This window comes from Duganella radicis, assembly GCF_009720825.1.
GTDB classification, from domain to species: Bacteria; Pseudomonadota; Gammaproteobacteria; order Burkholderiales; family Burkholderiaceae_D; genus Rugamonas; species Rugamonas radicis.
On record NZ_WNKY01000025.1, the window covers coordinates 1 to 23683 of the forward strand.

The window sequence follows — 23683 nt, forward strand, 5'->3', positions numbered from 1 at the left end:
GACTGCTCGAACCGCTTGGCTATATACCGCCGGCCGAAGCTGAGGCAAACTATTACCGACAACTTTCCGAGCAGGCTAAGTCGCCTGACTCACACCAAACGGCCTCCTAAATTTCCGGGGCGATTCACTGCGCGTTCCGGCAGCCAGTTACTTTGAACGTTAGAGTTTTTATGAACGACCCACACGTTTACGATAAGGCGAAGTATCACTACGCGACGATCGAGGAATTGGGGCTGCCTGAAGAGCATGCGTCAAATCACACCGTCCCCATGCTGCGCTGGCTAATCGAAAAGGATCTCATGAGCGAGTTCTTCGTTTCCGAGTGCTCCGATGAACTCGCTCGATTCCGTGCTGGCGATTTGTCTATCCATGACATTTACGGCTGGTGGGATCATCGCCTCATAAGCGACATGCTGACTGACCAAGGCAATGCCTTCGCATTGCATTACTTCGATTTTGCGAAGGGAACTTATCTCAAGGACTACTGCTCAACCCTGCAAGGTTCGCTCCCGTCTGAATTCCATATAAGTTACTCGGATGAGAATTATCTGAAGCTCAAACCACTGATTGACGCTGCATTTTTGCGTTGGTCGGCTCCAGCAAAGCCTTGGTGGAAAATATGGAGCTAAGTTTTGATAAATGCGTCAACCTGACGCCTGTGCGGCGCTCCGGCGCAGGTTACGTCGCGCGTTCGACCACATGAAATTCGTCCTCTCTATCGCGGCAGCTCTAACGGCGTTGCCGGCGATCGCTTGTTCGTCGCTTCATCAACCGACCGACGCAGAGCTTTTTGCGAAGGCAACTGCGGTCTTTCGTGCTCGGGTCACTGAGACGAAGTTGGCGAAATTCGCGAACCCAGCCAAGCCTTCCGAAGTGGAGGAAGTTGTCGAGGCCAGATATGAAATACGCGAAATCTTCAAAGGCACGCCATCGTCAACGGGAGTGGTGCGTGACCTACCATTCGGTCCAGGTAACTGTAGTCTCGGGCTCATGGCGGGAACCGAATATGTTTTCTATCCTGACTCCAATGGCTTGGTGCTCATTTTCAGTGGTTCCTTCGGTTTTCTTAACTCCGAAGGAACAGATGTAAAGCCACGACTTGAAGCACTTCGCGCTCTGGCGAGTTCCAGGTGATTTATCCCAGCGCGCCGCTTAACTTAACGTCAGGCTTTACCCATGGATGAATTGATCGAATTTCGGAAAAGCGTGGAAGCTATCGGCGGACGGACTGCCGACGCGGACGGGATCGTGCACGAGATCGCTAATGCATTGGACGTGTCTCTTCTGCCGCCGTTGTTCTCCCAACTGGAGGTCGAATCGAACCGTCTGGGGTGGTCACGGGATTGCGATTATGCTGCGGTCGCGCTGCAAGCTGCATCCTTGAGTGTTGCGTCGCCGGTCATTCGCAAAGCGATGCTCGATTTCGCGCTCGCGCGCGCGGAGTGGTGCGCTAGTTGCGCAACCGCCGGTGGTGAGGGAATAGCGCGCTCCGTTCATGTGCAAGCGCTGAGGGATTTGCTCAAGAACGGAGTCTAACTCTTAATAGTCGATGACACCCGGCGGCAAGCCAGCTTTCGCCCAAAGCAGCATTAGCTGATCCCCGCCACCGCCACATCCTGCGCGCCGGCTCTGCACCTAACGCATCCCGCCGTGGACTGAACTTTTTCCCATCGTCCTCGGTCCAACTCTATGAGGAGGACGTCATGAGCAATCTGTATGAAGACGACGTTGTTGCTTGGGCGGAGCAGCAGGCCCACCTGCTACGCACAGGCCAATGGTCGCGGCTCGATATCGACAATATCGCCGAGGAGATCGAGGATGTGGGCAAGAGCGAACAACATGAATTGCAAAGCCGGTTCAGCGTGCTGATCGCACATTTGCTGAAATGGGCGCATCAACCCGCACGGCGCGGGCGTAGCTGGCGCCGTACTATCACGGAGCAGCGTGCAGCGATTGCACGTCACCTGAGGCGGCATCCCGGTCTGAAGCCTCTGTTGGAAGAACCAGACTGGCTGGAGTCGGCCTTTGTCGACGCAAGGACGAATGTCTTTGACGAGACAGGTATTCCTGATCTCCCTCTGAGTCTGCCTTGGTCCCTCGAACAGCTGATGGCGCAGGATTTTCTTCCGGAGTGAATTATGAAGATCAGTATTTACGACCCCGGCCGTTGGTCGCCGGAATTGGTATTTTGGCCGGCAGAGGGGGAAGGCGAGTACGGCAATATGCGGCAAGTATTCCTGCGGCGCTGCGCGGAACTGCTAGCGCATCTGGCGCGATGGCAGCAGCAGGAAGGCAATCAGTGTCTGTTGTGGCGGCGCTTGATTGAGTTGCAGCGTTGGCGGATTGATCGCATGATGGCTGCCGCACCGGCGTTGCGTGAGGTGCTGGCCGATGAGGAGTACCTTCAAGATGCGTGGCTGGATGCGCTGCTCAAAGTCGTTGGTGAGGTAAATTGCTTCCAGTTGCCTGATACCTGCCCCTGGACGCTGGGGCAGGCATTGGATCAGGACTTTTTCCCGGCGGATTACTTGCCGTCGTAAGTCACGCGGAAGATGCGGCCGGCGTAGTCGTCGGAGATGAGCAGCGAGCCGTCGGCCAGTTGGGCCACGTCGACCGGGCGGCCGATCACTTCGTCGCCGCGCAGGAAGCCGTCGATGAAGGAGGTATCACTCACCAGCTTGTTGCCGTACAGGGTAATGAAGCGCACCGTGTAGCCGATCTTGGTCGAGCGGTTCCACGAGCCATGCTCGGCCACGAAGATATTGTTGCGATACGCCTCGGGGAACTGCTTGCCGGTATAGAAGCTCAGACCCAGCGGCGCCACGTGTGGCCCCAGCTTGGCGACCGGCTCGACGAACTCTTCACAAGTGCGGCCTTTGCCGAACTGAGGATCAGGCACCGCGCCGCCGTGGCAGTACGGGAAGCCGAAGTGCTGGCCGAATTTGGTCAGCACGTTCAGCTCGCACGACGGCGTGTTGTCGCCCATCTCGTCGCGGCCGTTATCGGTGAACCACAATTGCCTGGTGGTGGGATGGAAATCGAAGCCGACTGTGTTGCGCACGCCGCGCGCCACTTCTTCCAGCTGGCTGCCGTCGGCGTTCATGCGGTAGATTTTGGCGCTCTTGGTGTCGTCGGTATCGCAGATATTGCAAGGCGCGCCGACCGGAATGTACAGCTTGCCGTCCGGGCTGGCCTTGATGACTTTCTCGCCATGCCACTTGTCATTCGGCAGGCTGACCTTCACCACTTCATACGACGGCTTTTGCGCGTAGCGCTTGTCGATGTTGTCGAAGCGGATCACGCGGCCGATTTCACCCACGTACAGCGCGCCGTTCAGCAGCGTGACGCCGATCGGATTCTCCAGCCCTTCGGCGATGGTGACCACCTCGGCCGACTGCTTGTCCGCACGCGGCACCAGCGCGTACACCTTGCCGGCCTTGCGCGAACCGACGTAGACGATGCCGCTGTCCGACACCACCATGCTGCGCGCGGTCGTCGCGCCCTCGGCATACACGCTGATGCGGAAGCCTTTCGGTAGCTTGAATCCAGACAGCAAATCACCGGCAGCCGGCTTGGCCGCAGCGGCAGCAGCCGGCGCCGCAGCCAGTTTCTTGCCCGCGTTGGCGGCGATATAGCCGGCCAGCAGTTCGATCTGCTGCGTGCTCAGCGCCGGCGACCACGCAGGCATATTCTTTTCCGGCACGCCCTTGCTGATGACCTTGATGAGATTGGCCTTGGTCGGCGCGCCGTGTATCCACGCGTGCTGGCCCAGCGTCGGGCCGACGGCGCCTTCCAGCTTGACGCCATGGCAGGCCGCGCAATTGGCTTGGTACAGTTGTTCGGCCGTCTGGGCCGGCGCCGCCTGTGCGGCAAAGGAAGCGAACGCAATGCCGATGGCGGCGGCTTGCAGAGCGATCTTGTGCATATAAGTCCCCTGATGAGTAATGCCATCATTGTACAATCTGCATCCTTGATCAACCCACCATATTGCTTCATGAAGTTTTTACGCCGCATTGCCTTCGCTCTTGCCTTCACTTCGCTCCCCGCCCACGCCGGCATGGAGGCGCCGGTGGCGCCATTCCAGTTGTATGGGAGTAGCTACTACGTTGGCCTGGAGGGCGTGGGCTCGGTGCTGATTACCTCGCCGGAAGGGCATATCCTGATCGACGGCGGCTTTCCGGAGTCGGCGGCGTACATCGCGGCCAATATCCGCACGCTGGGCTTCAAGGTGGAGGACGTCAAGCTGATCCTCAATTCGCATACGCATGGCGATCACGCCGGCGGCATTGCGGAGTTGCAGCGCCTAAGCGGCGCGATTGTGGTCTCCAGTCCGGTATCGGTGGCGGCGTTGCGAAGTGGGATGGCGGGCAAGGATGATCCACAATTCGCGGATCTGTCGCCGTTCCCGCAGATTGGCGCGGCGCAGGCGGTGGCGGATGGCGAGGTGGTGCGGGTTGGCCCGCTGGCGGTGACGGCTTTCTACTCGCCGGGCCATACCAGCAGCGGCGTCAGTTGGGCCTGGGCTTCGTGCCAGCAGGGGCGCTGCGCTTCGATGGTGTTTGCCGACAGTCTCAATCCCTACGCCAGCGCGGGCTATCGGTTCAGCGACCACAATGATGTTGTGCAGGACTTCGGTTACAGCTATACCGTGTTCAACCGTCTGCCGTGCGATGTGCTGATCGCCGCGCATCCAGGCTCCGCCGAGTTGCGCGAGCAGGCGGCACGCGGCACGCTGATTGGCGATGGCGGCGCCTGCAAGCGCTATGCCGCCGCCTCACGCGAAAATTTGAAGGCCCGCCTCAGCAAGGAGCGGGCAGCCGCCCGGTAAGTGCAAGGGATGCGCTGAACTGGCACGGCCCGCCGCCGGCGTCAGTCGCCGGTGCCGGTGCGCAGGCGGGGCAGGGCGGGCGCCGCCCTGGCCGTCGCACGGCCGCGTGCGGTGGCGATCGGCGTCACATGGGCACGGCCTGCCGGCTGCGCGCCATCCACCGTGAACACGCTGACCAGCTCCGCCAACTGGGATGCCTGGCCTTGCAGCGCCGACGCTGCCGCCGAGGCTTCCTCCACCAGCGATGCGTTCTGCTGCGTCACGCCGTCCATCTCGATGATGGCGCGGTTGATTTGTTCGATGCCGGCTTCCTGCTCACCGCTGGCTGCACTGATCTGCTCCATGATTGCGCTGACGTCGCGGATATTGCGCACCACGTCCTCCATGGTCTTACCGGCTTCGTCCACCAGCGCGTTGCCGCTGTCGATCTTTTCCACCGACGCATTGATCAGGTGCTTGATGTCCTTGGCCGCGCTGGCCGAGCGTTGCGCCAGCGTGCGCACTTCCTGCGCCACCACGGCAAAGCCGCGGCCCTGTTCGCCGGCACGGGCTGCTTCCACCGCCGCGTTCAAGGCCAGGATATTGGTCTGGAAGGCGATGCCGTCGATCACGCCGATGATGTCGACGATCTGGCGCGACGACGCGCTGATCGATTCCATGGTGCTGACCACGCCGCCGACCACCTCGCCGCCGCGCGCGGCCACGCCGGAAGCGCTGGCCGCCAGCTGGTTGGCCTGACGGGCCAGGTCGGTATTCTGCTTGACAGTGGCGGTCAGTTCTTCCATCGACGATGCCGTCTCCTCCAGCGAACCGGCCTGCTGCTCGGTGCGCGAGGACAGGTCGAGGTTGCCGCTGGCGATTTCATCGGAGGCGTTGGCCACCGCCTCGGTACTGCCACGCACTTCGCTGACGATGGCGGCCAGGCGGTCGCGCATGGTGGCGATGCTGTACAGCAGACTGGAGCGGTCGCCGCTGGCCAGTTGCACCGGCACGGTCAGGTCGCCGCCGGCGATGCGGTCGGTGATGCTGGCCGCGTAGCCCGGTTCGCCGCCGAGCTGTTTCAGCAACGAGCGGCTGATCAGCCAGCCCAGCAGCAGCGCCAGCGCGATCGAAGACGCGCTCAGCACGGTAATCATCCATGCCGAGCCGACGCTGCGGTTGTGAATGTTGACGCCGATCTCATCGATCACCGCCTGCTGGCGCGCCACCAGCGCCGCCATATGGTTCACATACAACGCACCGGCCGGAATGAATTCCTGCTCGATGATCTGGTTGGCCTTGTCCATGTCGCCAGCCGCCTTGGCGGCGAACGCGCGTTTGCGGGCGTCCTGGTAGACCTTGCGCTGGCTGAAGGCAGCGTCCAGCAGCGACTTGGCTTGCGGGTCCTCCAGTATTTCCACCAACTGGCGCTGGTTGGCTTCGGCGATTTTGGAATTGGTGGCTATGCCGTCCTCAAAGAATTTCTGTGAGACCGCATCATGGGTCCGGGCGGCGGCCAGCGCGCGCTGCACATTGGTTTCGACGATGGCCTTCCACGCGCTGACCAGGCGCTCGGTCTTGAGGTGATGGGCGAGCAGGGCGTCGGTGTCGGCGGCCGTCTGGCGGATGCTGAGCCAGCTGGCGAGGGCCACGCCCAGCAGCAGCAGCAGGGTTGCGCCAAAGCCCACGGCCAGCCGGTTGCTGACCTTCATATCGGATAATTTCATAGTGCTCAAGATTATTATTTAAAAGAAACATATGTTTCTCATTTGATTCTAGCACCAGAACGAAAATGGCGTATGGCAGTACCTCGCGGTTAACGTGGATTTACAAAGCTGACATGCTTTGGTAGGCTGCGTGGCATGTCTGCCATTATTGATTTTGATGTACCGTTTGACGGTAAGGTGCTGAAAGCCGACCACTACATGGGGCGTGACAGCAATCGGATTTTGTATCTGCACGGCGCCGGCACCAGCACCCGGCGTGGCCACCATATGGTGCGCGATGCATTGCAGCGGCGCGGACTGGGCAGCGTATGCTTTGACGCCATCGGCCATGGCGAGACGGGCGGCACGTTTGCGGAATCGTCCGTGGCCAGCCGCACGCGACAGGCGCAGGCGGTATTGGCCGCCGCAAGCGTGTTGACGGAGCCGCTGGTGGTGTTTGGCGCCAGCATGGGCGCTTACAACGCCATCCGCCTGACGGAGCAGCATCGGGTCGATGCGCTGGTGCTGATCGTGCCGGGTGTGTTCACGCCATTGGCCTACGAGGTGCCGTTCGGACCGGAGTTCTCCACCATCATCCGCCGCGAGCGCAGTTGGGCTGATAGCGACGCCTGGGACATTCTCGCGCGCTTTGAAGGCCGCCTGCTGGTGATCCACGCCGAGCATGACGCGGTCATTCCGCGGGAGATACCGGAGCGGCTGGTGGAATCGGCGCGCAAGGCTCAATCGCGCCAACTGCACATTGTGCGCGGCGCCGAACACAATCGCCTGTGGACACTGCTGGCTGAAACGCCGGCAAGCTTTGAAGCCGCCGTCGATATGGTCGCAGCGACGGTGAATGGCGGAAGGCAGTAGGAGTCGAACTTACGAGGGAGCGGCTGACGCCCCCCACCGGGTTTGAAGCCCGGCCCCATCACCGGATGAGTATGCCTTCCTTGTTCATGCTTGATACGACCACATGACGTTCGGCCGTATCAGGTGGCTGTTGCCGACTCGCCGAGTATAGCCGACGCGGTCGAAGAACTCCAATATCTGTATGGCGCGCTTGCGTCCGAGACCGGTGGCGTCGCGGAACGCGGCGGCATCCGCCGCAGGCAGCGTCGCCACGATGCGCGCCAGTTCGTCGAGCCGCTGCGGATGATAAAACAAATCCTTCACCACCTGGTTCAACTCTCCCGTTTTGGAGAGCTTGAGCAGCAGGCGCCGGACTTCGGCCTCCGACATATCGTGCTCGCGCATCAGGTCGCGCACCCATGGTGGATCGAAGCCGCCTGCCAGCAGGGAGGCCAGCAAGGGCGCGGCTTGCGCTTGTTCCTCGGCGCTGAGTTCCACGCTGTGGCTTGGCAGGTGCAGGCTGCGGCCGCGTTGTTTGGTGGCGCCTTCGCCGAGCAGCGTTTCTATCAGCCGGCTCCACAAGCGGTCTTCCATGTCGGGCGAGACGATGCGTTTCAGTCGCCAGAGTTCAGGGCCGGCGTCGTCAGGTGCGCGCTGGTGGAAGTCGGCCAGCGCGGCGAGGATGCGGGCTTGCAGCGATTGCACCTCGGCCTGCGCGATCAGCAGCGTGTCGCCGCCTTGCAGCGGGACTTCAACCGTGCCAGCCGGCGCGGCGATCCGCGCGGCCGGTAGCTGCGACAGGCGCACCAGCGCCGATGCGCGCAAACCGAGCGGCGCGCGCGCCAGCAGGGCGCTTACCTCGCCGTGACCGCCGCCGGCCATACGCGGCCCTGTGGCGCCATCGCTGGCGCCGCTGCCATGGCCGGCGTGGCCGATGTAGTCGGCCAGCGCGTCGAGCCATGCGGTGCGGGTGGCGCTGCGGCGCTTGCGCGCGGGGCCGAAGGGATCGAGCACCACGCCGCCGCCGATAGTGGCGGTAGCCTGGGCATTGCGGATCACAAAGCGGTCGCCCGGCACGGCATGCACCGGTGCGTCCAGCACCAGTTGCACGCGGCCGGTGTGGCCCGGCGCCAGCACTTCGTCATCGAGCATCACCACATTGGCCGTGTGATGCGCAGCGCCCAGATGCACGTGTACCGGCGACCATGGCTTGAGTGTGAGCCCGCAGTCCGGCGTCAGCGTCAGTGCCACGTCCACGCGCTGCGAGCATTCGGCCAGCGCCGGCGCCACCACCCATGTGCCGCGCGCGATATCGTCCTTGGCCGCGCCGCTTACATTGAGCGCCAGCCGCTGTCCTGCGCGTCCCATGTCGGCGGCGCGATTCTGCGCATGGATGCTGCGCACGCGCACTTGCTGCCCGCCGGGCGCCAGTTGCAGCATGTCGCCCACGCGTACGCTGCCCGCCAGCGCGGTGCCGGTGACGATCGTGCCTTGCCCCGCCAGCGTGAACACGCGGTCCACGCCCAGCCGGAACAGACGGTGTTCGTCGTTGGCCGGCAGTGTGGCGGCTATCTCGGCAAGATGGCGCAGCAGCGCCTTCACGCCGATGTCGCCTTCTTGCGTGGCGTTGGTGCGGAAGATTTGCGCGCCGGCGAAATCGGTGGGCGCGAGCAGGGCGTGGATCTCCTGTTCCAGCTGTTCCAGCCGGCTGGCGTCCACGCGGTCTATCTTGGTCAATGCTACCGCACCGCGCTTCACGCCCAGCAGGCGCAGGATGGCGAGATGCTCCAGCGTTTGCGGCATGACGCCGTCGTCGGCCGCGATCACCAGCAGCGCGGCGTCGATGCCGGTGACGCCGGCGGCCATGGTGCGGATAAATTTTTCGTGGCCCGGCACGTCGATCACGCCCAGAATGTCGTCGCCTAGCGGCGTGTAGGCGTAACCGAGTTCGATCGAGATGCCGCGCGCTTTCTCTTCTTTCAGGCGATCGGTGTCGACGCCGGTGAGGGCGCGTGTCAGCGTCGTCTTGCCATGGTCGATGTGTCCTGCGGTGCCGACGATCATGCTGTGAGCAGGCGCAGTTGTTCGATGAAGCGTTGTTGCTGGTGCGCTTGCAGACAGCGCAGGTCCAGCCACAGGGCGTCTTGCGCCACGCGACCGATCACCGGCAGCGGCAAGGCGCGCAGACGTTGTTCCAGCACGCCCAGTGCGTTGCTGATGCGACCTGTGGCGGCTGGGCGCACCACCAGCCCGTAGCTGGGCAACTGGTCCACTGGCAGCGCACCGCTGCCAATTTGGCTGGTCATCGCCTCGCCGGTGACTTCGTAATTGGCGCTCAGCGCGGCTTGCAGCAGCGGCAGGATGGCTTGCGCTTGCGCGCGCATTTCGGCGGCGGGGCGGGTCAGCAGCTTGAGGGTGGTCAGGCGTTCTGGCAGCAGGTCCGGTGCGCGGTAGAGCGCGAGGACTGGCTCCAGCGCGGCCAGCGTCAGTTTGCCGACGCGCAGGGCGCGCTTGAGTGGATTCTTTTTGATCTGCGCGATCAGGTCTTTGCGGCCGACGATGATGCCGCATTGCGGGCCGCCCAACAGCTTGTCGCCGCTGAAGGTGACCAGATCGGCGCCGCCTTCGATGGTCTCGCGCACGGTGGTTTCGTGCGGCAGGCCGTATTGTTCAAGGTCGACCAGCGTGCCGCTGCCCAGGTCCACCGCCAGCGGGATGTTGTGCTTCTTCGCCAGCGGCGACAGTTCATCCAGCTCTATGCTCTTGGTGAAGCCGGTGATGGCGTAGTTGCTGGTGTGGACCTTCATCATCAGCGCGGTTTGCGGGCCGGCGGCTTCGTCGTAATCTTTCAGATGCGTGCGGTTGGTGGCGCCGACTTCGCGCAGCACCGCGCCGGCGCGGGTCATCACGTCCGGGATGCGGAAGGCGCCGCCGATTTCCACCAGTTCGCCGCGCGAGACGATCACCTCTTTGTTCAGGGCCACGGTGTTCAGCATCAGCAGCACGGCGGCGGCGTTGTTGTTGACGATGGTGGCGGCTTCGGCACCGGTCAGTTCCAGCAGCAGTTCTTCGATCAGGTTATCGCGGTCGCCGCGTTTGCCGGTGTCGATGTCCCATTCGAGGTTCATCGGCCAGCGCATGGCGTCCACCACGGCTTGCACCGCGCTGTCGGGCAGCAGGGCGCGGCCCAGGTTGGTGTGCAGGACGGTGCCGCTCAGATTGAAGACGGGACGCAGCGGGGAGGTGTTTTGTTCCTTCATGCGCGCGGACAACATGACCAGCAACGATGGGATGCTGGTGTCGGGCGCCGCTGCGGAAGCCAGCGTGGCTGCCGCCGTGTCGCTGCCGTCGCGGGCGGCCAGCAGCATGGCGCGCAATTCGGCCAGCAGCGCGCGGGCGGCTTCCAGCGTCTGCATGCGGCCATATTCCGCGATCAGCGCCTCGCAGCCGGTGTCCGACAGGATCAGGTGGACGGCCGGCAGGCGGATCGCGCCTTCGGCCCCGTGCGTGGCCCTGGGCGCCGTCACTGCTGCCCCGGCGCCCGCAACTGGGGGCCCGGCACTCGCTGCTACGGCCCCGGCGCTCACCGCAGCGGCGCCCGCATCCGCCGCTGCGTCGGCCGTGCTGCCTGCTGCGTCATGGCTCGGTCGCGCGTCGGCGCCCGTGGTGCCCAAGGGCGCGGCGGTGCGGTCGGTCGCGTTGGGGGCTGGTGGCTTGCTCATTCCGCGTTGAACCACAGCAGAGGGTTGCCGCTGGCGCGGGCGTAGCCGGCTTCGCCGACCAGCAGGTCGAGGGCCAGGCTGGCGAGATCGTCGGCCAGCGGGTCGACGTAGAAGTCGTGCTCCTGGTTGAAGATCTTGCGGTAGGTATGGCATTCGTCGCAGGTCTCCGCGCGCGCCACCTTGCTTGGATCGTTGGCCTTGTTCTCGGCCTCCAGCTCCTGATCGATGCTCTGGTAAGCCACTTTTGCCGTGCCCTCGCAGCACGAGCACTTCACCCGCACCATGTGCCACTCGCTGGAGCAGCAGCTGCACTGCAAATAGCGGTAGCCCTGCGACTGCCCGCCAATCCGGATCACACTGGCCACCGGATGCGCGCCGCACACCGGGCACAGAGTATTGGTCACCAGCGGCTGCACGCTGCGCCCATCCAGCTGACTGGCGCGCATAGTCCACATCACCTGTATAGCCGCAGCCACAAATGGCGCATGCAGCGGATGCACGCCCTCCGTCAGCTCGGCCAGCACCGCATCGGCGCAGCCTTCCAGCTGCGCGGTGTCAAGCGCGCGCAACTCGGCCAGCACCGCCGCCAATTGCGGCTGGCCGGCGGCCAGCGCGTCCAGTTGATCGAGAATGGCATCGAACACGCGACGCCACATAGCCGGGCGCTGACCGCTGACCGGCAATGGCGGCATGTGGTGATCGATGGCCAGTTGTATGGTGGCCGCATCCGGCATGGCAAAGGTGTCGGCCGGCAGCGAGCGGATCGCCGTCGCCTGCGCATCCACCAGCGCCGCCATCATATTCAGATAACCGGCCAGCGTCTCGCCAACCGGTATGCCCTTGATTTGATTATTTGCCAACTGCCGCAAGCGCGCCGCGCGCGCAGTGAATAGGCTGCGCGCTTCCGGCAGCAGCAGGCGAGGGATGGCGGTGTGATCAAGCGTCTCGATCTCACCAGGTTCTAACAAGCGTTGTACCAAAAAAAACTCCAATAAACAGGTTACGGATGGCTCTTGGCGCAAAGAGCCATTCTAAACCTAGTCGCGGCTCTTGCGAACCACTTCCTCAAACCAGTGCGGATGGTGCTTGCGCGCCCACCCGTAAGTGACCGTGCCGCGTACCATGGCGCCTATCGAGCCCTTGATCCAGAACGCCGCGTAAATGTGCACGATGATCGAGCAAATCAGCACAAAAGCGCTGAACGCATGCAGCAAAGCCGCCAGCCGCACGATCTCGATCGGGAAGTAGAATGCAAAGTACGCGCGCCAGATCACAATGCCGGACAACAGCAGCCCGCACATCGAGGCGATCAGCACGAAGAACAAGATCTTCTGCCCGGCGTTGTACATGCCGATCTTCGGGAGCTTGTCCTCACGGTTGTTGAGCACATCGTCCATCTGGCGCAGCCACTGCTTGTCCGCCGCGTCCATGCGGTTGTGGTGCCAGAAGCGCAGCACCAGAATCGCAAACGACACGAACATCACCAGCCCGATAAACGGATGCAGGATGCGGGTCCACTGGCCGCCGCCCAGGAACACGGCCATCCACGACGTCGCCGGGTGGAACATGGCCAGTCCGGAGACTGCCAGCAGAATGAAGCAGATCGCCGTGATCCAGTGATTGCTGCGCTCATTTTTGGTGTAGCGCTGGATCAGCGGATTGCCGTCTTTATCACGGTTGGGTGAGCTCATGGTGCTTCCTCCCTGATACGTTTGGCTTCCGCCAGTGCCTCTGCTTCCTCGTCTTTCGATACCTCATTCGGACCCACGCGCGAGTAGTGGAACCAGCCCGCCAGCGCCGTGATGGCCATGCCGGCCAGCGCCAAGGGCTTGGTCAAGCCCTTCCACAGACCCACGGTAGCGCTGATGCTCGGGTCTTTTTTCAGACCGTGGTACAGCGTGGGCTGGTCCGCATGGTGCAGCACATACATGACGTGCGTGCCTCCCACGCCGGCCGGATCGTACAAGCCAGCCTGCTCAAAGCCGCGCGACTTCAGATCCGTGATGCGCTCGTCCGCATGCTCCTTCATGTCCTCCTTGGTGCCGAACATGATGGCGCCGGTCGGGCAGGTCTTCACACACGCAGGTTCCTGGCCGACGGCCACGCGGTCCGAGCACAAAGTGCATTTGTAGGCGCGGCTGTCCTGCTTGGAAATGCGCGGCACATCGAACGGGCAGCCGGCCACGCAGTAGCCGCAGCCGATGCAGTTCTCCTGATGGAAATCCACAATGCCGTTCGTATACTGCACGATGGCGCCCGGCGAAGGGCAGGCTTTCAGACAGCCCGGGTCCTCGCAGTGCATGCAGCCGTCCTTGCGGATCAGCCATTCCAGATCGCCTTTCGGATTCTCGTATTCCGAGAAGCGCATGACGGTCCACGATTGCGGCGTCAGGTCCAAAGGATTGTCGTAGACGCCGGTGGTTTCACCCACCTCGTCGCGCAGGTCGTTCCACTCCATGCAGGCCGTCTGGCAAGCCTTGCAGCCGATGCACTTGGAAACGTCGATCAGCTTGGCGACAGTGCCAGTCACCGGTGTGCGAGCCACCGGCATTTGCACCGTCGTCGCCGACATGCGCTTGATATCAAGTGATTGTAATGCCATGTTTATCTCCTCCGGCCGTTAAGCTTTTTCCACTTTCACCAGGAATGACTTCGATTCCGGTGTCTGTGAATTGCCGTCGCCGACAACTGGCGTCAGCGTGTTAACCAGGTAGCCCGGTTTAGTGAGCCCCTTGAAGCCAAAGTTGATCGGCAGGCCGACGTGGTGCATCGGTTTGCCATCGATGGTCAACTGCTTGATACGCTTGGTCACCACCGCTTTCGCGATGATGTAGCCGCGTCCCGATGTCACCTTCACGCGGTCGCCATGCACCACGCCGATCTCCTTGGCCAGCGCATCGCCGATTTCGACGAATTGCTCCGGCTGGATAATCGAGTTGAGTCGCGCGTGCTTGGTCCAGAAGTGGAAGTGCTCCGTCAGGCGGTAACTGGTCGCCGCATGCGGGAACTGATCCTTCTTGCCCAACTTCTTGCGGTCGTTCGGGAACATCCGCGCTGCCGGGTTGTTGAAGGCTTTCGGATTGTTCGGATGCAGCGGGTTATGTCCGATCGGCGATTCGAACGGCTCGTAGTGCTCGGGGAACGGTCCCTCCGCCATCGAGTCGCGCGAGAAGAAGCGCGCCACGCCTTCGGCCAGCATGATGAATGGACCCATGCCGTTTTCAGGCGGTTCATCCACTTTGAAGTCCGGCACGTCGTAGCCGCCCCAAGCGGTGCCGTTCCACGACACCAGCTTGCGCGTTGGGTCCCACGGTTTGCCTTTCGGGTCGCAGGAAGCGCGGTTGTACAGCACGCGGCGATTGGCCGGCCAGGCCCACGCCCAGTTCAGCGTCTGGCCGATGCCGGATGGGTCGCTGTTGTCACGGCGGCCCATCTGGTTGCCCGCGGCGGTCCAGGAGCCGGCGAAGATCCAGCAGCCGCAAGCTGTGCTGCCATCATCCTTCAATTGCGCGAAGCCCGCCAACTGCTCGTTCTTCTTCAGGATAACTTTGGTCGGATCTTTCGGATCGGTGATCTCTTTCAGCGCCTTGCCGTTGTACTCCATCGCCAGTTCTTCCGGGCTAGGGAAGGCCGGGTTGGCGTAGTTCCAGGTCAGGTTCAGAATCGGATCGGGGAACTTGCCGCCGTCGGTCTGGTAAGCCTTCTTCATGCGCAGGAACAGGCCCGCCATGATTTCCAGGTCGCTGCGCGACTGGCCCGGACCTTCGGCGCCTTGCCAGTGCCATTGCAGCACGCGCGAGGAGCTGACCAGCGAGCCGCGTTCCTCGGCGAAGCAGGTGGTCGGCAGGCTGAATACCTCGGTCTGAACTTGCGCCGGGTCGACTTTGTGGAAGTCGCCGTGCGGTTTCCAGAACTCCGATGTCTCGGTCTGCAACGGGTCCATGATCACCAGCCACTTCAGCTTGGACAGCGCGTCCGTGGTCTTCTGCTTGTCCGGTGCCGACGCCAGGATGTTGAAGCCCTGGCAGATATAGCCGGTCATCTTCCCCTGAATCATCAGTTCGAACGCCTGCATCATGTCGTACGGCTTATCCAGCTTGGGCAGATAGTCGAAGGCGTAGTTGTTTTCCTCGGTCGCGGCGTCGCCCCACCAGGCCTTCATGAAGGAGACCAGGAATTTCTTGGCGTTGCTGTAGTAGCTGAGCTGATTCGGCCGCAAAGGCTTCAGCGCGCGCTTGGCCACGTACGCATCCCACTCCTGTTCCGCCTCGCTTGGCAGCGACAGATAACCTGGCAGCATATTGGTCAGCAGGCCAAGGTCGGTCAGCCCCTGGATGTTGGAGTGGCCGCGCAGCGCGTTCATGCCGCCGCCGGCGATACCCATATTCCCGAGCAGGAGCTGCACCATGGCGCCGGTGCGCAGCGTTTCCGCGCCGGTCGAGTGCTGGGTCCAGCCCAGTGCATACAGAATGGTCGCGGCGCGTCCCGGCACCGCGGTCGATGCCAGCAGCTCTGCCACGTGATGGAATTTTTCCGGCGGCACGCCGCAGGCTTTCTCCACCATCTCCGCCGTGTAGCGCGCGTAGTGCTTCTTCATCAGCTGGTACACGCAGCGCGGGTGTTCGAGCGTCGGATCGATCTTGGCAAAGCCGTCGTCGCCGATCTCGTAGTTCCAGCTGCTCTTGTCGGTGTACTTGTTCTTCTCGTCGTCCCAGCCGGAATACAGCCCGTCGTTAAAGGCGAAATCCTCGCGCACGATGAACGGCATGTCCGTGTAATTGCGGACGTAGTCGTGCTGGATTTTGTCGTTGGTGAGCAGGTAGTTGATGATACCGCCCAGGAAAACGATGTCCGCACCGGTACGGGTAGGGACGTAATAGTCCGCCACCGAAGCGGTTCGGGTAAAGCGCGGATCGACCACAATCAGCTTGGCGCCGCGATGCGCCTTGGCTTCAGTGACCCATTTAAACCCGCAAGGGTGTGCTTCCGCCGCGTTGCCGCCCATGACCAGGATGACATCCGCATTCTTGATGTCGACCCAGTGATTCGTCATCGCACCACGTCCAAATGTCGAGGCAAGACCTGCCACCGTTGGACCGTGTCATACGCGTGCTTGATTGTCGAATGGGAGCATGCCGGTGGCACGCATCGCTTTATGGGTTAAGTAGCCTACTTCATTGGTACTGGCCGATGCGCACAGCATGCCAGTGGTGGTCCAGCGGTTGACGGTTTTGCCGTCTTCGGTTTTCTCGATGAAGTTGGCGTCACGGTCCGCCTTCATCAATTTGGCGATGCGGTTGAGCGCTTCATCCCACGACATCGGCGACCATTCGGTCGCACCCGGCGCGCGGTACTGCGGCGCGAGCAGGCGGTTCGGCGAGTGGATGAAGTCAATCAGGCTGGCGCCTTTGGGACACAGGGTGCCGCGGTTGACCGGGTGGTCGGCGTCGCCTTCGATGTGGATGATGCTGGCCGAGGCGTTCTTCGCGCCGTCGCCCAAACCGTACATCAGGAGGCCGCAACCGACGGAGCAGTAGGGGCAGGTGTTGCGGGTTTCGGTGCTGCGCGCCAGCTTGTATTGCCGGACTTCGGCCAGGGCCGTCGCCGGTGCAAAGCCGAGGAGCGCGATGCTCGAACCCGCGATGGTCGCGCCGGTCACCCGAAGGAACTGGCGTCGTGACATCTGGTTCATGGTGTCCTCTCTTTTTGTCTGGTGACTTTCCGAGTTTAGCACCTGCAACTAGCGATTCGCGAGCGTAGATTTGTATTAATTGTTGCTATTCGGCCAGAAACGCCTTTTGGTATAGAGCATTTGATAATGTTGGTTTTATTTATAACAACGTTTCAGTTGCCGGTAGTCGTAGAAGTGGCTGGCGGGAGCGATTTTGGCACGACTGCATGCGGGTTTGAAGTCGGTTTCGCGCTCGTTGTACAGCATCCGTACCAGTACACGGCCGGCACTGTTACGGTACAGTTCCCACTGGATGTTGGCGGCCATCGGCGCGACTTGGGCGCCGCGCCATGGACTGTTCTGGTAACTGTAAGTCGTTGCGCGTGACAGTTGTTCGGACATGCCCGGGATGCCCAGCGCGCTGGCAAAGGGGATGACGATTTCGGCGTGGGCGAAGCGCAGTTTGGCGGCGTGCGACAGGTCGCCATGGTCGATGGCGTCGGCCTCCTTGAAAAAATCGTCGACCAGAGATGCGGCCATGCGCCAGGTGACGCTGCCGTTTTCAGCGATGCCTGGTCCTTTTTCGTAGAAGGCGACGGCGTCTTCGGCTTCGGCGTAAACATGCGCTTCGGTGGCCGGCATGTATCTGACGAAGTCGGCCTTGAGTTCGTACCGCATGTCCGCCGCCGCCGCGTACAGGTCGTACAGCGCCAGCGCCGCCTCGGTGGCGGAGGGCGGTGCGGAGGCGTCGCGGTGGCTGGCGGCCAGCGTGGCGATGAAGGCAGGCGTGAACAGGCGCGCCAGCGTGGCTTGTGCGGCGGCCTGTAACTGCGGCTGCGCGTGAATGACGCCTTCTTGGGCGCGCAGTTCGTCGCTCTTGGCCCAGCGCTGGTAGGCAAGGCTGGATTCGGTGACCAGCGTGTCCTGCGCGGCGTTCAGTTTGTGGAAGTAGAGCGTGTGGCGGTCGATGCCGGTGTCGAACAGTGGCGCGAGGCTCGGCTGCTGCTGCACCAGCGAGTCGCGGAAGAACTCCGCGCTGTCGACCGCGCGGTCCTTGCCGGAGCTGACCAGTACAATGCGGCGTGACTTACCCGCCACCGGGCTGTCGCGGAACAGGACGGGCAAGCGCGCATACATGCGCTGGGCCAGTTGCGTGTGTTCCTGCATGCCTTGCCGCGTCTCATTGCCATAGCCGAGCAACTCGTTCGCCCGCATCATCTGCTCAATGTCCGGCCCCAGTTCGCGGCCGAGCGGCGTCAGCGCGTCCGCGTCGGCGGCCTGCCGCCACAGCGCGTGCAGCCACTCCGCCGTCCTGGCGCTGGTGAGGCCCCGCGAACCATGACGCGCCAGCATTTGCGTGTAGACCGCCTTGTAGCCGGCTGGCGCAGCCTCGTAACTCGCGCTGTCCTGCTGCGGCGCGTAGGGCGCTTTGGTGGACAGCAGCAGGGACAGTGCGAGGCCAAGCATCAGAAGTCCACGCGGACGTTCACGCTGGCAGTGCGCGGCGCGCCGATGTTCAGGTAGTTCTCCTGATAGTAAGTCCAGTATCTGCGGTTGGCGATGTTGGAGATATTCGCGCGCACGCTGATCATCTTGCCGAAATAGCGGTGGCGATAGTTGAAGCCCGCATCAAACAGCGTGTAAGCCGGCAGGGTGTTGACGTTGGCCGCATCCATCGGCAGTTCGCCCAGATACTGGCTGCCCACGTGCAGCGCCAGCCCTGGCAGCACCTCGCGCCAAGTCGCCTGCACCGAAGCCTGACGGCGCGGCGCACCTACCGCACGCTTGCCGCTGTAACCCGGCGCCGCATCTTCCAGCGTCGCGTCCAGCAGCATGATACCGCCTTCGATCGACACATTCTTCGCGGCCTGCACCACGGTATTGAATTCCAGGCCCTGATACTTGGTCTGGCCATCCAGCACGTACACATTGGCGGCATTGGTGTACTGCGCACCGCGTTCGATGCGGAACAGCGAGGCGGTGGCGTTCCACCAGCTGCGCTCCGTCTTCACGCCGAATTCCGACTGCTTGCTCTTGATCGGTGCGAAGGTCTGGTTGGCATTGACGGTGGACGTCGGTGCGTTGGCCGCTTGTTCCAGCGCTTCCACATAGCTGGCATACAGCGTGGTGTCGGCGGCCGGCTTGTACATCAGCGCCACGGTCGGCGTGGTCTTGTTGGCCGTGTACTGGGCGGTCAAGGCGCCTTTGGTCGAGAATGCGTTGTCGACGAACTGCGTGTAGCGCAAGCCGCCCACCACAGACCAGTTGTTGCCCAGCTTGAGCGTGTCGCTGGCAAACACCGCGTCCTGGCGCGTGGTCTCGTCGCGGTAGATGCCGCCGCTGTAATTGGTGCCCCAGACGTTGATGATGGTTGGTGCATACAGATTGCCAGTGCCCAGATACGCCTTCGGCGTCACCACCGAGGACGTCGACACCAGATTCTGCGACATCACACCGAACACGATCTCGTTGCTATCGAAGCTGCCGTTGATGGTGGCCTGCACCTGATCGAAGTGGTAGCCGTGCAGTTCCGAAGTCACGCGGTCCTTGTAGTCGCCGGCGTTGCTGGTGATGTAGTACTGATCTTTCTTGTACACGCGGGTGGAGTCCGAGGTACGGTAGGAGGCATTGGCCACCCACTGCGGCGCAATGCGGTATTCGATACCGGTGGTGGCCAGCGTGTATTCCACGTCGCTGCCGGCGCCGATGCTATTCAGCTTGCTGTCGCCGTCAATCGGCTTTGGAATCTTGTAGGCCGGCGCGATGACGACGTCCGTACCGCCGACGCTGCGGCGGCGCTGGTAGATCGCGTCATAGGTCAGTGCCAGATCCTGCGTGACGCGCCATTCCAGATTCAGGCCGGCGGCATTGCGCTTGATCGAACCGCTTTCCTGTTTCAGGTCGCCGTCTTCATGCAGCAGGTTCAGACGATAGCCAAAGCCGCCTTCTTCGCCGAGACGACCGCCGGTATCGATATGTTCCTTGATTGCGCCACCTTCCTGATAACCCATCGCCGCGCTGAAACTCTGGCTGGTGGTCGGACGCTTGCTGACATAGTTGACGATGCCGCCTGGCGAACCGAAGCCGTACATATAACCGGTCAGGCCTTTCAGCGCTTCCACGCTCTCAAACATCTCGAGCGGCATTTCGGTGCCGCGATTAATGTTGGCCAGGCCATTGACCTTGTAGCCATTCAGGTCATCGAGGCGCAGGCCGCGCATCTGGATGGTGGCAGGGTGGGTGGAGATTGGCGGCGAGATGGCCGTCACCGAGGCGTCATATTTCAGCACTTCGGAAATGCTGGTCGCCAGACGGTCTTCGATTTCCTCGCTGGAGACGGCCTTGGTGGAGAAGGGCGTATCCAGCTCCGACTTGCGGCCCAAAGCGCCGCTGCTCACGCTATCGCCGAGCTTTTTCTTCTCGACGGTGGCCTTCACTTCCACCGTGGACAGCGCGCCGCCCACATCTTCCGCCATGGCGGAGAAGTGGAGGGCGCACAGGCCGGCGGCGGCAAGTGCGAGTTGCAGACGGGATGGAGCGAAAGGAGTTTTCGGAGACATGAGAACCTGACGATGGTTGGCTGGTAAAGCCCGCCATCGTATTGGTCCTGTGTTACACCCTCGTGACGAACAACATTACAAGTTCGTAAGGTTGTGGATGTCCGCCAGCGATGGTGGTGAGGCACCGGCGCCCAGGCAGGCCGCCGCGCCGGCCGCCACCGAGAATTGCAGATGCTGCAAAGGCGTGGCGTCGGCACGGTGCATCATGCTCCATGCCAGCGCGGCGATACTGGCGTCGCCTGCGCCCACCGTGTCCACCACGGTGATTTGCGGCGCGGCCTGAGACCAGGAATGCTCGCCGATGTGCAGCGAAGCGCCGGCGCCGCCTTTGGTGTACAGGTAGGTCGCATCCGGATTCCAGCTGCGCAGGGTGGCGAAAGCGCCTTCGATGTCCTTGGTACGGAACAGGCCTTCAAGGTCCTCTTCCGATACCTTGACCACATCCGCCAGCTCGGTCATGCGGCGCAGCGTGGCGTCGTAGCTTGCATCCATCAGCAGCCGATAGTTAGGATCGTAGCTGATGCGGATGCCATCTCGCTTGAGCTGTTCGGCCAGCGCCACCAACTTGCCCGCCAGCGGCTGGCGCGCCAGACTGATGCCGCCGAAATGCACCCATTTGCAGTGCGCGCGCCAGCCTTCCGGCAGTTGCGCCGCATCGAAATGCAGATCGGCGCTGTCGTCGCCGATGAAGAAGTAGGCCGGCGGATCGGTGCGGTGCACGATGGCCAGCAGCGGCGCGCGCTCATAGCGCTGCAGGAAGCGAAGGTCGAGCCGTGCCGCTTCGCTCGCGCGCCATAGCGCATCGCCGAAAACGTCCTTGCTGATGGCGCCCGCAAACGCGGTCGGCACATCCAGCTTCGCCATGGTACGCGCCACATTCCAGGTCGAGCCGCCGGTCAGGCTGGCCCAGTTCTGTTGTGCCGCGTCCTGCACCACCATATCGGTGAGCGCTTCGCCTGCCGCTACAAACAAGGGAAAGCTCATCTCAGTCCTTCTTCAGCACATTCAGCACTTCATAGCAGGCGCCCATGGTGTGGTAATCCACCTTGCCGGCCGGGCTTTTCTCGTCGGTCAGCTTGCTGTTGTCCGCGCCGAGGATGCGATACCATGCGCCGTGCTCGTGATCGACGAAATGCTCCCAGCTGTAAGCCCAGATTTTGTCGTACCAGGTCCAGTAGCGCGCTTCGCCGGTGCGGTCGGCCAGCAGGGCGGCGGTGGCCAGGCTTTCGGCTTGCACCCAGAAGTATTTGAGATTGTCGCAAATGCTGCTGTCCGGCGCGAAGCCGTAGTAGATGCCGCCGTGTTCATGGTCCCATGCCTTGGCCAGCGCCGCATCGAACAGCTCCACCGCGCGCGGGAGCAGCCAGTTCGGATTGTTGGCGAGATGCGCGCCATGGCGCTCCAACAGCAATAGCAGCTTGGCCCACTCGGTCAGGTGGCCTGGCTGGTAGCCCCACGGACGGAAGATATTGCTCTTGTCGTGGCGGTTGTATTCCGTATCGACCGTCCAGTCGGAATGATAGTGTTCCCACACCATGTTGTCGGCCAGCGCTGCCTGGCGCACGGCGATGTTGTGCGCCAGCGTTTCGGCGCGCAGCAGGTAGGCGCGGTCGTTGGTGGCTTCAAACGCCGCGATCAGCGCTTCGCAGGCGTGCATATTGGCGTTCTGGCCGCGATAGCCGTCGAGGTGCGACCAGTCGGCGCTGGCTTCGTCGGCGTACAAGCCATACCTGGCGTCCCAGAAGCGTTGTTCCATCAATTCAAAGGTTTCGGCGATCCATGGCGCGGCCTGGGTTTCGCCGGCCATCAGCGCGTGGCTGTAGGCCAGCAGCACGAAGGCCAGGCCGTAGCAGTGATTGGTGCCGTCGGTGACGCGGCCTTCGCCATTCTTCCATTCCAGCTGCCACGCATAGCCGCCGGTGGCCGGATTGCGGTGCGCATCGCGCAGGAAGGCCAGCGCATGGCGCAGGCGCTGCCGATCTTCCGCATCACCGAACTGCCGCCACGCCATCGCATAGTTAAAGACAAAGCGCGTGCTGCTGACCAGATGGCGCGTGTGCGCATCGTAGACCGTGCCATCGTCCTTGTAGAAGTGATACAGGCCGCCGCTAGGATCGGTGCAGCGGACATCGTAAAAATGCTTGGTGTGGCGAATGTGGTTCAGCAGGGTGGTGCGGGATCGGAAATCAGGGGCCATCTTCAGGTCCGTTTGAAAGTTACCAGGTTCTTGGGGCGCCAACCGTCAAGCACAGTGCTGGCGCGGATAATTAACTCCACCGGCGAGGTTTTCTCCACCGGTACTTCATGCGGGCCGTTGAGCAGTAATTCCACGCCCAACGCGCCCAAAGCTTTTTTATCGATGCGCAGCGTGGTCAGGGGGCGGTGTCCCAGCACGGCGGTCGAAATATCGTCGAAACCGACGATGGCAATATCGTGCGGGACCTTCAATCCCCGTGCCAGGCAGCAGCGCATGGCGACCAGCGCGGCGCTGTCGTTGTAGCAGAACACCGCGTCGGGCGGATGCGGCAGATCCAGCAACTGCTCCATGGCTTCCCATGCGCCGGTTTCCAGATCCACGCCGTCCGGCAGGCAGACATCCAGCCGCGGATCAGCCAGGATGCCTTCCTCGAACAACGCCTGCCGGTAGCCGCGTGCGCGCTCGCGGATCGAGTAGTGCGCCAACGGGCCGGAGATGAAGCCGACGCGCGTGCGGCCAGTGTCGATCAAATGCTTGGTCGCCAGGTAGCCGCCCATCATATTGTCCGGATTGACCGAGCTGTAACCGCGCAGCTTCATATCGATCAGCACCAGCTGCTTGCCGGTCGAGCGCAAGGCGCTCAGCGTTTCCGGCTCAAAGAATCCTGCGCACACAATGCCGTCCGGCGCATGCATGCGAATCTGGTCGATCAGGCCATCGGCCGGACCCACCGCCATGAAGGACAGCACAATGCCTTGCTTGCGGCAAGCTTCTTCCGCACCATGCAGCACCGGCGAGTAAAAGGGGCTGCTGGACGCCGTGTTGTGCTGGCGGTGCAGAAGGAAGGTCAGGCGCCGCAGGCGCTTCGGCCGCAGCTTGCAAAAGTCGTAGCCCAGCTCACGCGCCGTCTCCAATACCATCTGGCGTGTCGCTTCGGTCAGGCCGGGCTCATTCTTCAACGCGCGTGAAATTGTCCCCGCCGATACGCCAGCGACTCGGGCGATATCCCTGATCGTTACGTTCGTGCCCATTTTTGTTATGTCTCCTCGTGTGAATGCAGTCTTGCATAGGCGTCTATTGACGGTCAAACGACAAGTCAAGTTCCCCTTTGAGTTTAGCGCAATTTACTAAACATGATAGTTTTAGCGTGGCTTGTAGCACGCAACAC

At 62.3% G+C, this 23683-nt stretch carries 20 protein-coding genes and 1 tRNA gene; 7 read left to right on the forward strand and 14 right to left on the reverse strand.

Annotation, left to right across the window (positions count from 1 at the left end):
* Window positions 1-170: 170 nt before the first annotated feature.
* The 5 genes from GM676_RS20120 (at window position 171) to GM676_RS20140 (ending at window position 2540) form a co-directional block, all read left to right on the forward strand.
* Window positions 171-629, forward strand: coding sequence for a DUF7832 domain-containing protein (locus GM676_RS20120; protein WP_155465676.1), 459 nt, complete (start codon window positions 171-173; stop codon window positions 627-629).
* Window positions 630-699: 70 nt separating this feature from the next.
* Window positions 700-1134 (forward strand): hypothetical protein, encoded by a 435-nt coding sequence (locus GM676_RS20125; RefSeq protein ID WP_155465677.1) that lies wholly within the window; start codon window positions 700-702, stop codon window positions 1132-1134.
* Between the two features lie 42 nt (window positions 1135-1176).
* On the forward strand, window positions 1177-1536 hold the full coding sequence (locus GM676_RS20130; protein WP_155465678.1) for a hypothetical protein: 360 nt from the start codon (window positions 1177-1179) through the stop codon (window positions 1534-1536).
* Between the two features lie 167 nt (window positions 1537-1703).
* Window positions 1704-2135, forward strand: coding sequence for a DUF29 domain-containing protein (locus GM676_RS20135; protein ID WP_155465679.1), 432 nt, complete (start codon window positions 1704-1706; stop codon window positions 2133-2135).
* Between the two features lie 3 nt (window positions 2136-2138).
* A complete protein-coding gene (locus GM676_RS20140; protein WP_155465680.1) occupies window positions 2139-2540 on the forward strand; it encodes a DUF29 family protein in 402 nt (133 codons plus the stop codon).
* Here the strand turns inward: GM676_RS20140 and GM676_RS20145 are convergent.
* Window positions 2525-3925 carry a c-type cytochrome gene (locus tag GM676_RS20145; RefSeq protein WP_155465681.1) on the reverse strand — a complete coding sequence of 467 codons (1401 nt, stop codon included), beginning with the start codon at window positions 3923-3925 and terminating at the stop codon, window positions 2525-2527. The two genes, GM676_RS20140 and GM676_RS20145, sit on opposite strands and share 16 nt — an antisense overlap.
* A 69-nt stretch (window positions 3926-3994) precedes the next feature.
* On the opposite strand from GM676_RS20145, the gene bla reads away from it, so the two are divergent.
* A complete protein-coding gene (gene bla / locus GM676_RS20150; RefSeq protein WP_170304329.1) occupies window positions 3995-4828 on the forward strand; it encodes a subclass B3 metallo-beta-lactamase in 834 nt (277 codons plus the stop codon).
* A 41-nt stretch (window positions 4829-4869) separates the two neighbouring features.
* Here the strand turns inward: bla and GM676_RS32810 are convergent, their stop codons facing one another.
* Window positions 4870-6534 (reverse strand): methyl-accepting chemotaxis protein, encoded by a 1665-nt coding sequence (locus GM676_RS32810; RefSeq protein WP_155465683.1) that lies wholly within the window; start codon window positions 6532-6534, stop codon window positions 4870-4872.
* Window positions 6535-6669: 135 nt separating this feature from the next.
* On the opposite strand from GM676_RS32810, the gene GM676_RS20160 reads away from it, so the two are divergent.
* Window positions 6670-7386 carry an alpha/beta hydrolase gene (locus GM676_RS20160; RefSeq protein ID WP_155465684.1) on the forward strand — a complete coding sequence of 239 codons (717 nt, stop codon included), beginning with the start codon at window positions 6670-6672 and terminating at the stop codon, window positions 7384-7386.
* Here the strand turns inward: GM676_RS20160 and GM676_RS20165 are convergent.
* From GM676_RS20165 to GM676_RS20220, 12 genes are all read right to left on the reverse strand, one after another.
* Window positions 7371-7466, reverse strand: a tRNA-Sec gene (locus GM676_RS20165). The genes GM676_RS20160 and GM676_RS20165 overlap by 16 nt on opposite strands.
* A 4-nt stretch (window positions 7467-7470) precedes the next feature.
* A complete protein-coding gene (gene selB, locus GM676_RS20170; RefSeq protein WP_155465685.1) occupies window positions 7471-9429 on the reverse strand; it encodes a selenocysteine-specific translation elongation factor in 1959 nt (652 codons plus the stop codon).
* Window positions 9426-11087, reverse strand: coding sequence for an L-seryl-tRNA(Sec) selenium transferase (gene selA, locus GM676_RS20175; protein WP_229262786.1), 1662 nt, complete (start codon window positions 11085-11087; stop codon window positions 9426-9428). The genes selB and selA overlap by 4 nt, the downstream gene beginning before the upstream one ends.
* Complete coding sequence (fdhE, locus tag GM676_RS20180; RefSeq protein WP_155465686.1) at window positions 11084-12067, reverse strand: formate dehydrogenase accessory protein FdhE; 984 nt, start codon at window positions 12065-12067, stop codon at window positions 11084-11086. Before fdhE ends, selA begins: the two co-directional genes overlap by 4 nt.
* A gap of 57 nt (window positions 12068-12124) precedes the next feature.
* Window positions 12125-12778, reverse strand: a complete 654-nt coding sequence (locus GM676_RS20185) for a formate dehydrogenase subunit gamma (RefSeq protein ID WP_155465687.1) — start codon at window positions 12776-12778, stop codon at window positions 12125-12127.
* A complete protein-coding gene (gene fdxH, locus GM676_RS20190) occupies window positions 12775-13689 on the reverse strand; it encodes a formate dehydrogenase subunit beta (RefSeq protein ID WP_155465688.1) in 915 nt (304 codons plus the stop codon). The genes GM676_RS20185 and fdxH overlap by 4 nt, the downstream gene beginning before the upstream one ends.
* A gap of 18 nt (window positions 13690-13707) precedes the next feature.
* Window positions 13708-16779, reverse strand: coding sequence for a formate dehydrogenase-N subunit alpha (gene fdnG, locus GM676_RS20195; protein WP_155465689.1), 3072 nt, complete (start codon window positions 16777-16779; stop codon window positions 13708-13710).
* A gap of 135 nt (window positions 16780-16914) precedes the next feature.
* Window positions 16915-18225: a histidine-type phosphatase gene (locus GM676_RS20200; RefSeq protein WP_155465690.1), complete on the reverse strand. Its 1311-nt coding sequence runs from the start codon at window positions 18223-18225 to the stop codon at window positions 16915-16917.
* Window positions 18225-20318, reverse strand: coding sequence for a TonB-dependent siderophore receptor (locus tag GM676_RS20205; RefSeq protein ID WP_155465691.1), 2094 nt, complete (start codon window positions 20316-20318; stop codon window positions 18225-18227). Before GM676_RS20205 ends, GM676_RS20200 begins: the two co-directional genes overlap by 1 nt.
* 75 nt (window positions 20319-20393) lie before the next feature.
* Window positions 20394-21302: a carbohydrate kinase family protein gene (locus tag GM676_RS20210; protein ID WP_155465692.1), complete on the reverse strand. Its 909-nt coding sequence runs from the start codon at window positions 21300-21302 to the stop codon at window positions 20394-20396.
* A gap of 1 nt (window position 21303) precedes the next feature.
* A complete protein-coding gene (locus GM676_RS20215) occupies window positions 21304-22515 on the reverse strand; it encodes an AGE family epimerase/isomerase (RefSeq protein WP_155465693.1) in 1212 nt (403 codons plus the stop codon).
* Window positions 22516-22517: 2 nt separating this feature from the next.
* Window positions 22518-23546 carry a LacI family DNA-binding transcriptional regulator gene (locus GM676_RS20220; protein ID WP_155465694.1) on the reverse strand — a complete coding sequence of 343 codons (1029 nt, stop codon included), beginning with the start codon at window positions 23544-23546 and terminating at the stop codon, window positions 22518-22520.
* Between the last annotated feature and the right edge of the window lie 137 nt (window positions 23547-23683).

Bases quoted from the DNA above. Each gene is read 5' to 3' on its own strand.
- GM676_RS20120 (WP_155465676.1), top strand. From the start codon at position 171: ATGAACGACCCACACGTTTACGATAAGGCGAAGTATCACTACGCGACG.
- GM676_RS20125 (WP_155465677.1), top strand. From the start codon at position 700: ATGAAATTCGTCCTCTCTATCGCGGCAGCTCTAACGGCGTTGCCGGCG.
- GM676_RS20130 (WP_155465678.1), top strand. From the start codon at position 1,177: ATGGATGAATTGATCGAATTTCGGAAAAGCGTGGAAGCTATCGGCGGA.
- GM676_RS20135 (WP_155465679.1), top strand. From the start codon at position 1,704: ATGAGCAATCTGTATGAAGACGACGTTGTTGCTTGGGCGGAGCAGCAG.
- GM676_RS20140 (WP_155465680.1), top strand. From the start codon at position 2,139: ATGAAGATCAGTATTTACGACCCCGGCCGTTGGTCGCCGGAATTGGTA.
- GM676_RS20145 (WP_155465681.1), bottom strand. From the start codon at position 3,925: ATGCACAAGATCGCTCTGCAAGCCGCCGCCATCGGCATTGCGTTCGCT.
- bla (WP_170304329.1), top strand. From the start codon at position 3,995: ATGAAGTTTTTACGCCGCATTGCCTTCGCTCTTGCCTTCACTTCGCTC.
- GM676_RS32810 (WP_155465683.1), bottom strand. From the start codon at position 6,534: ATGAAATTATCCGATATGAAGGTCAGCAACCGGCTGGCCGTGGGCTTT.
- GM676_RS20160 (WP_155465684.1), top strand. From the start codon at position 6,670: ATGTCTGCCATTATTGATTTTGATGTACCGTTTGACGGTAAGGTGCTG.
- selB (WP_155465685.1), bottom strand. From the start codon at position 9,429: ATGATCGTCGGCACCGCAGGACACATCGACCATGGCAAGACGACGCTG.
- selA (WP_229262786.1), bottom strand. From the start codon at position 11,087: ATGAGCAAGCCACCAGCCCCCAACGCGACCGACCGCACCGCCGCGCCC.
- GM676_RS20185 (WP_155465687.1), bottom strand. From the start codon at position 12,778: ATGAGCTCACCCAACCGTGATAAAGACGGCAATCCGCTGATCCAGCGC.
- fdxH (WP_155465688.1), bottom strand. From the start codon at position 13,689: ATGGCATTACAATCACTTGATATCAAGCGCATGTCGGCGACGACGGTG.
- GM676_RS20200 (WP_155465690.1), bottom strand. From the start codon at position 18,225: ATGCTTGGCCTCGCACTGTCCCTGCTGCTGTCCACCAAAGCGCCCTAC.
- GM676_RS20205 (WP_155465691.1), bottom strand. From the start codon at position 20,318: ATGTCTCCGAAAACTCCTTTCGCTCCATCCCGTCTGCAACTCGCACTT.
- GM676_RS20210 (WP_155465692.1), bottom strand. From the start codon at position 21,302: ATGAGCTTTCCCTTGTTTGTAGCGGCAGGCGAAGCGCTCACCGATATG.
- GM676_RS20215 (WP_155465693.1), bottom strand. From the start codon at position 22,515: ATGGCCCCTGATTTCCGATCCCGCACCACCCTGCTGAACCACATTCGC.
- GM676_RS20220 (WP_155465694.1), bottom strand. From the start codon at position 23,546: ATGGGCACGAACGTAACGATCAGGGATATCGCCCGAGTCGCTGGCGTA.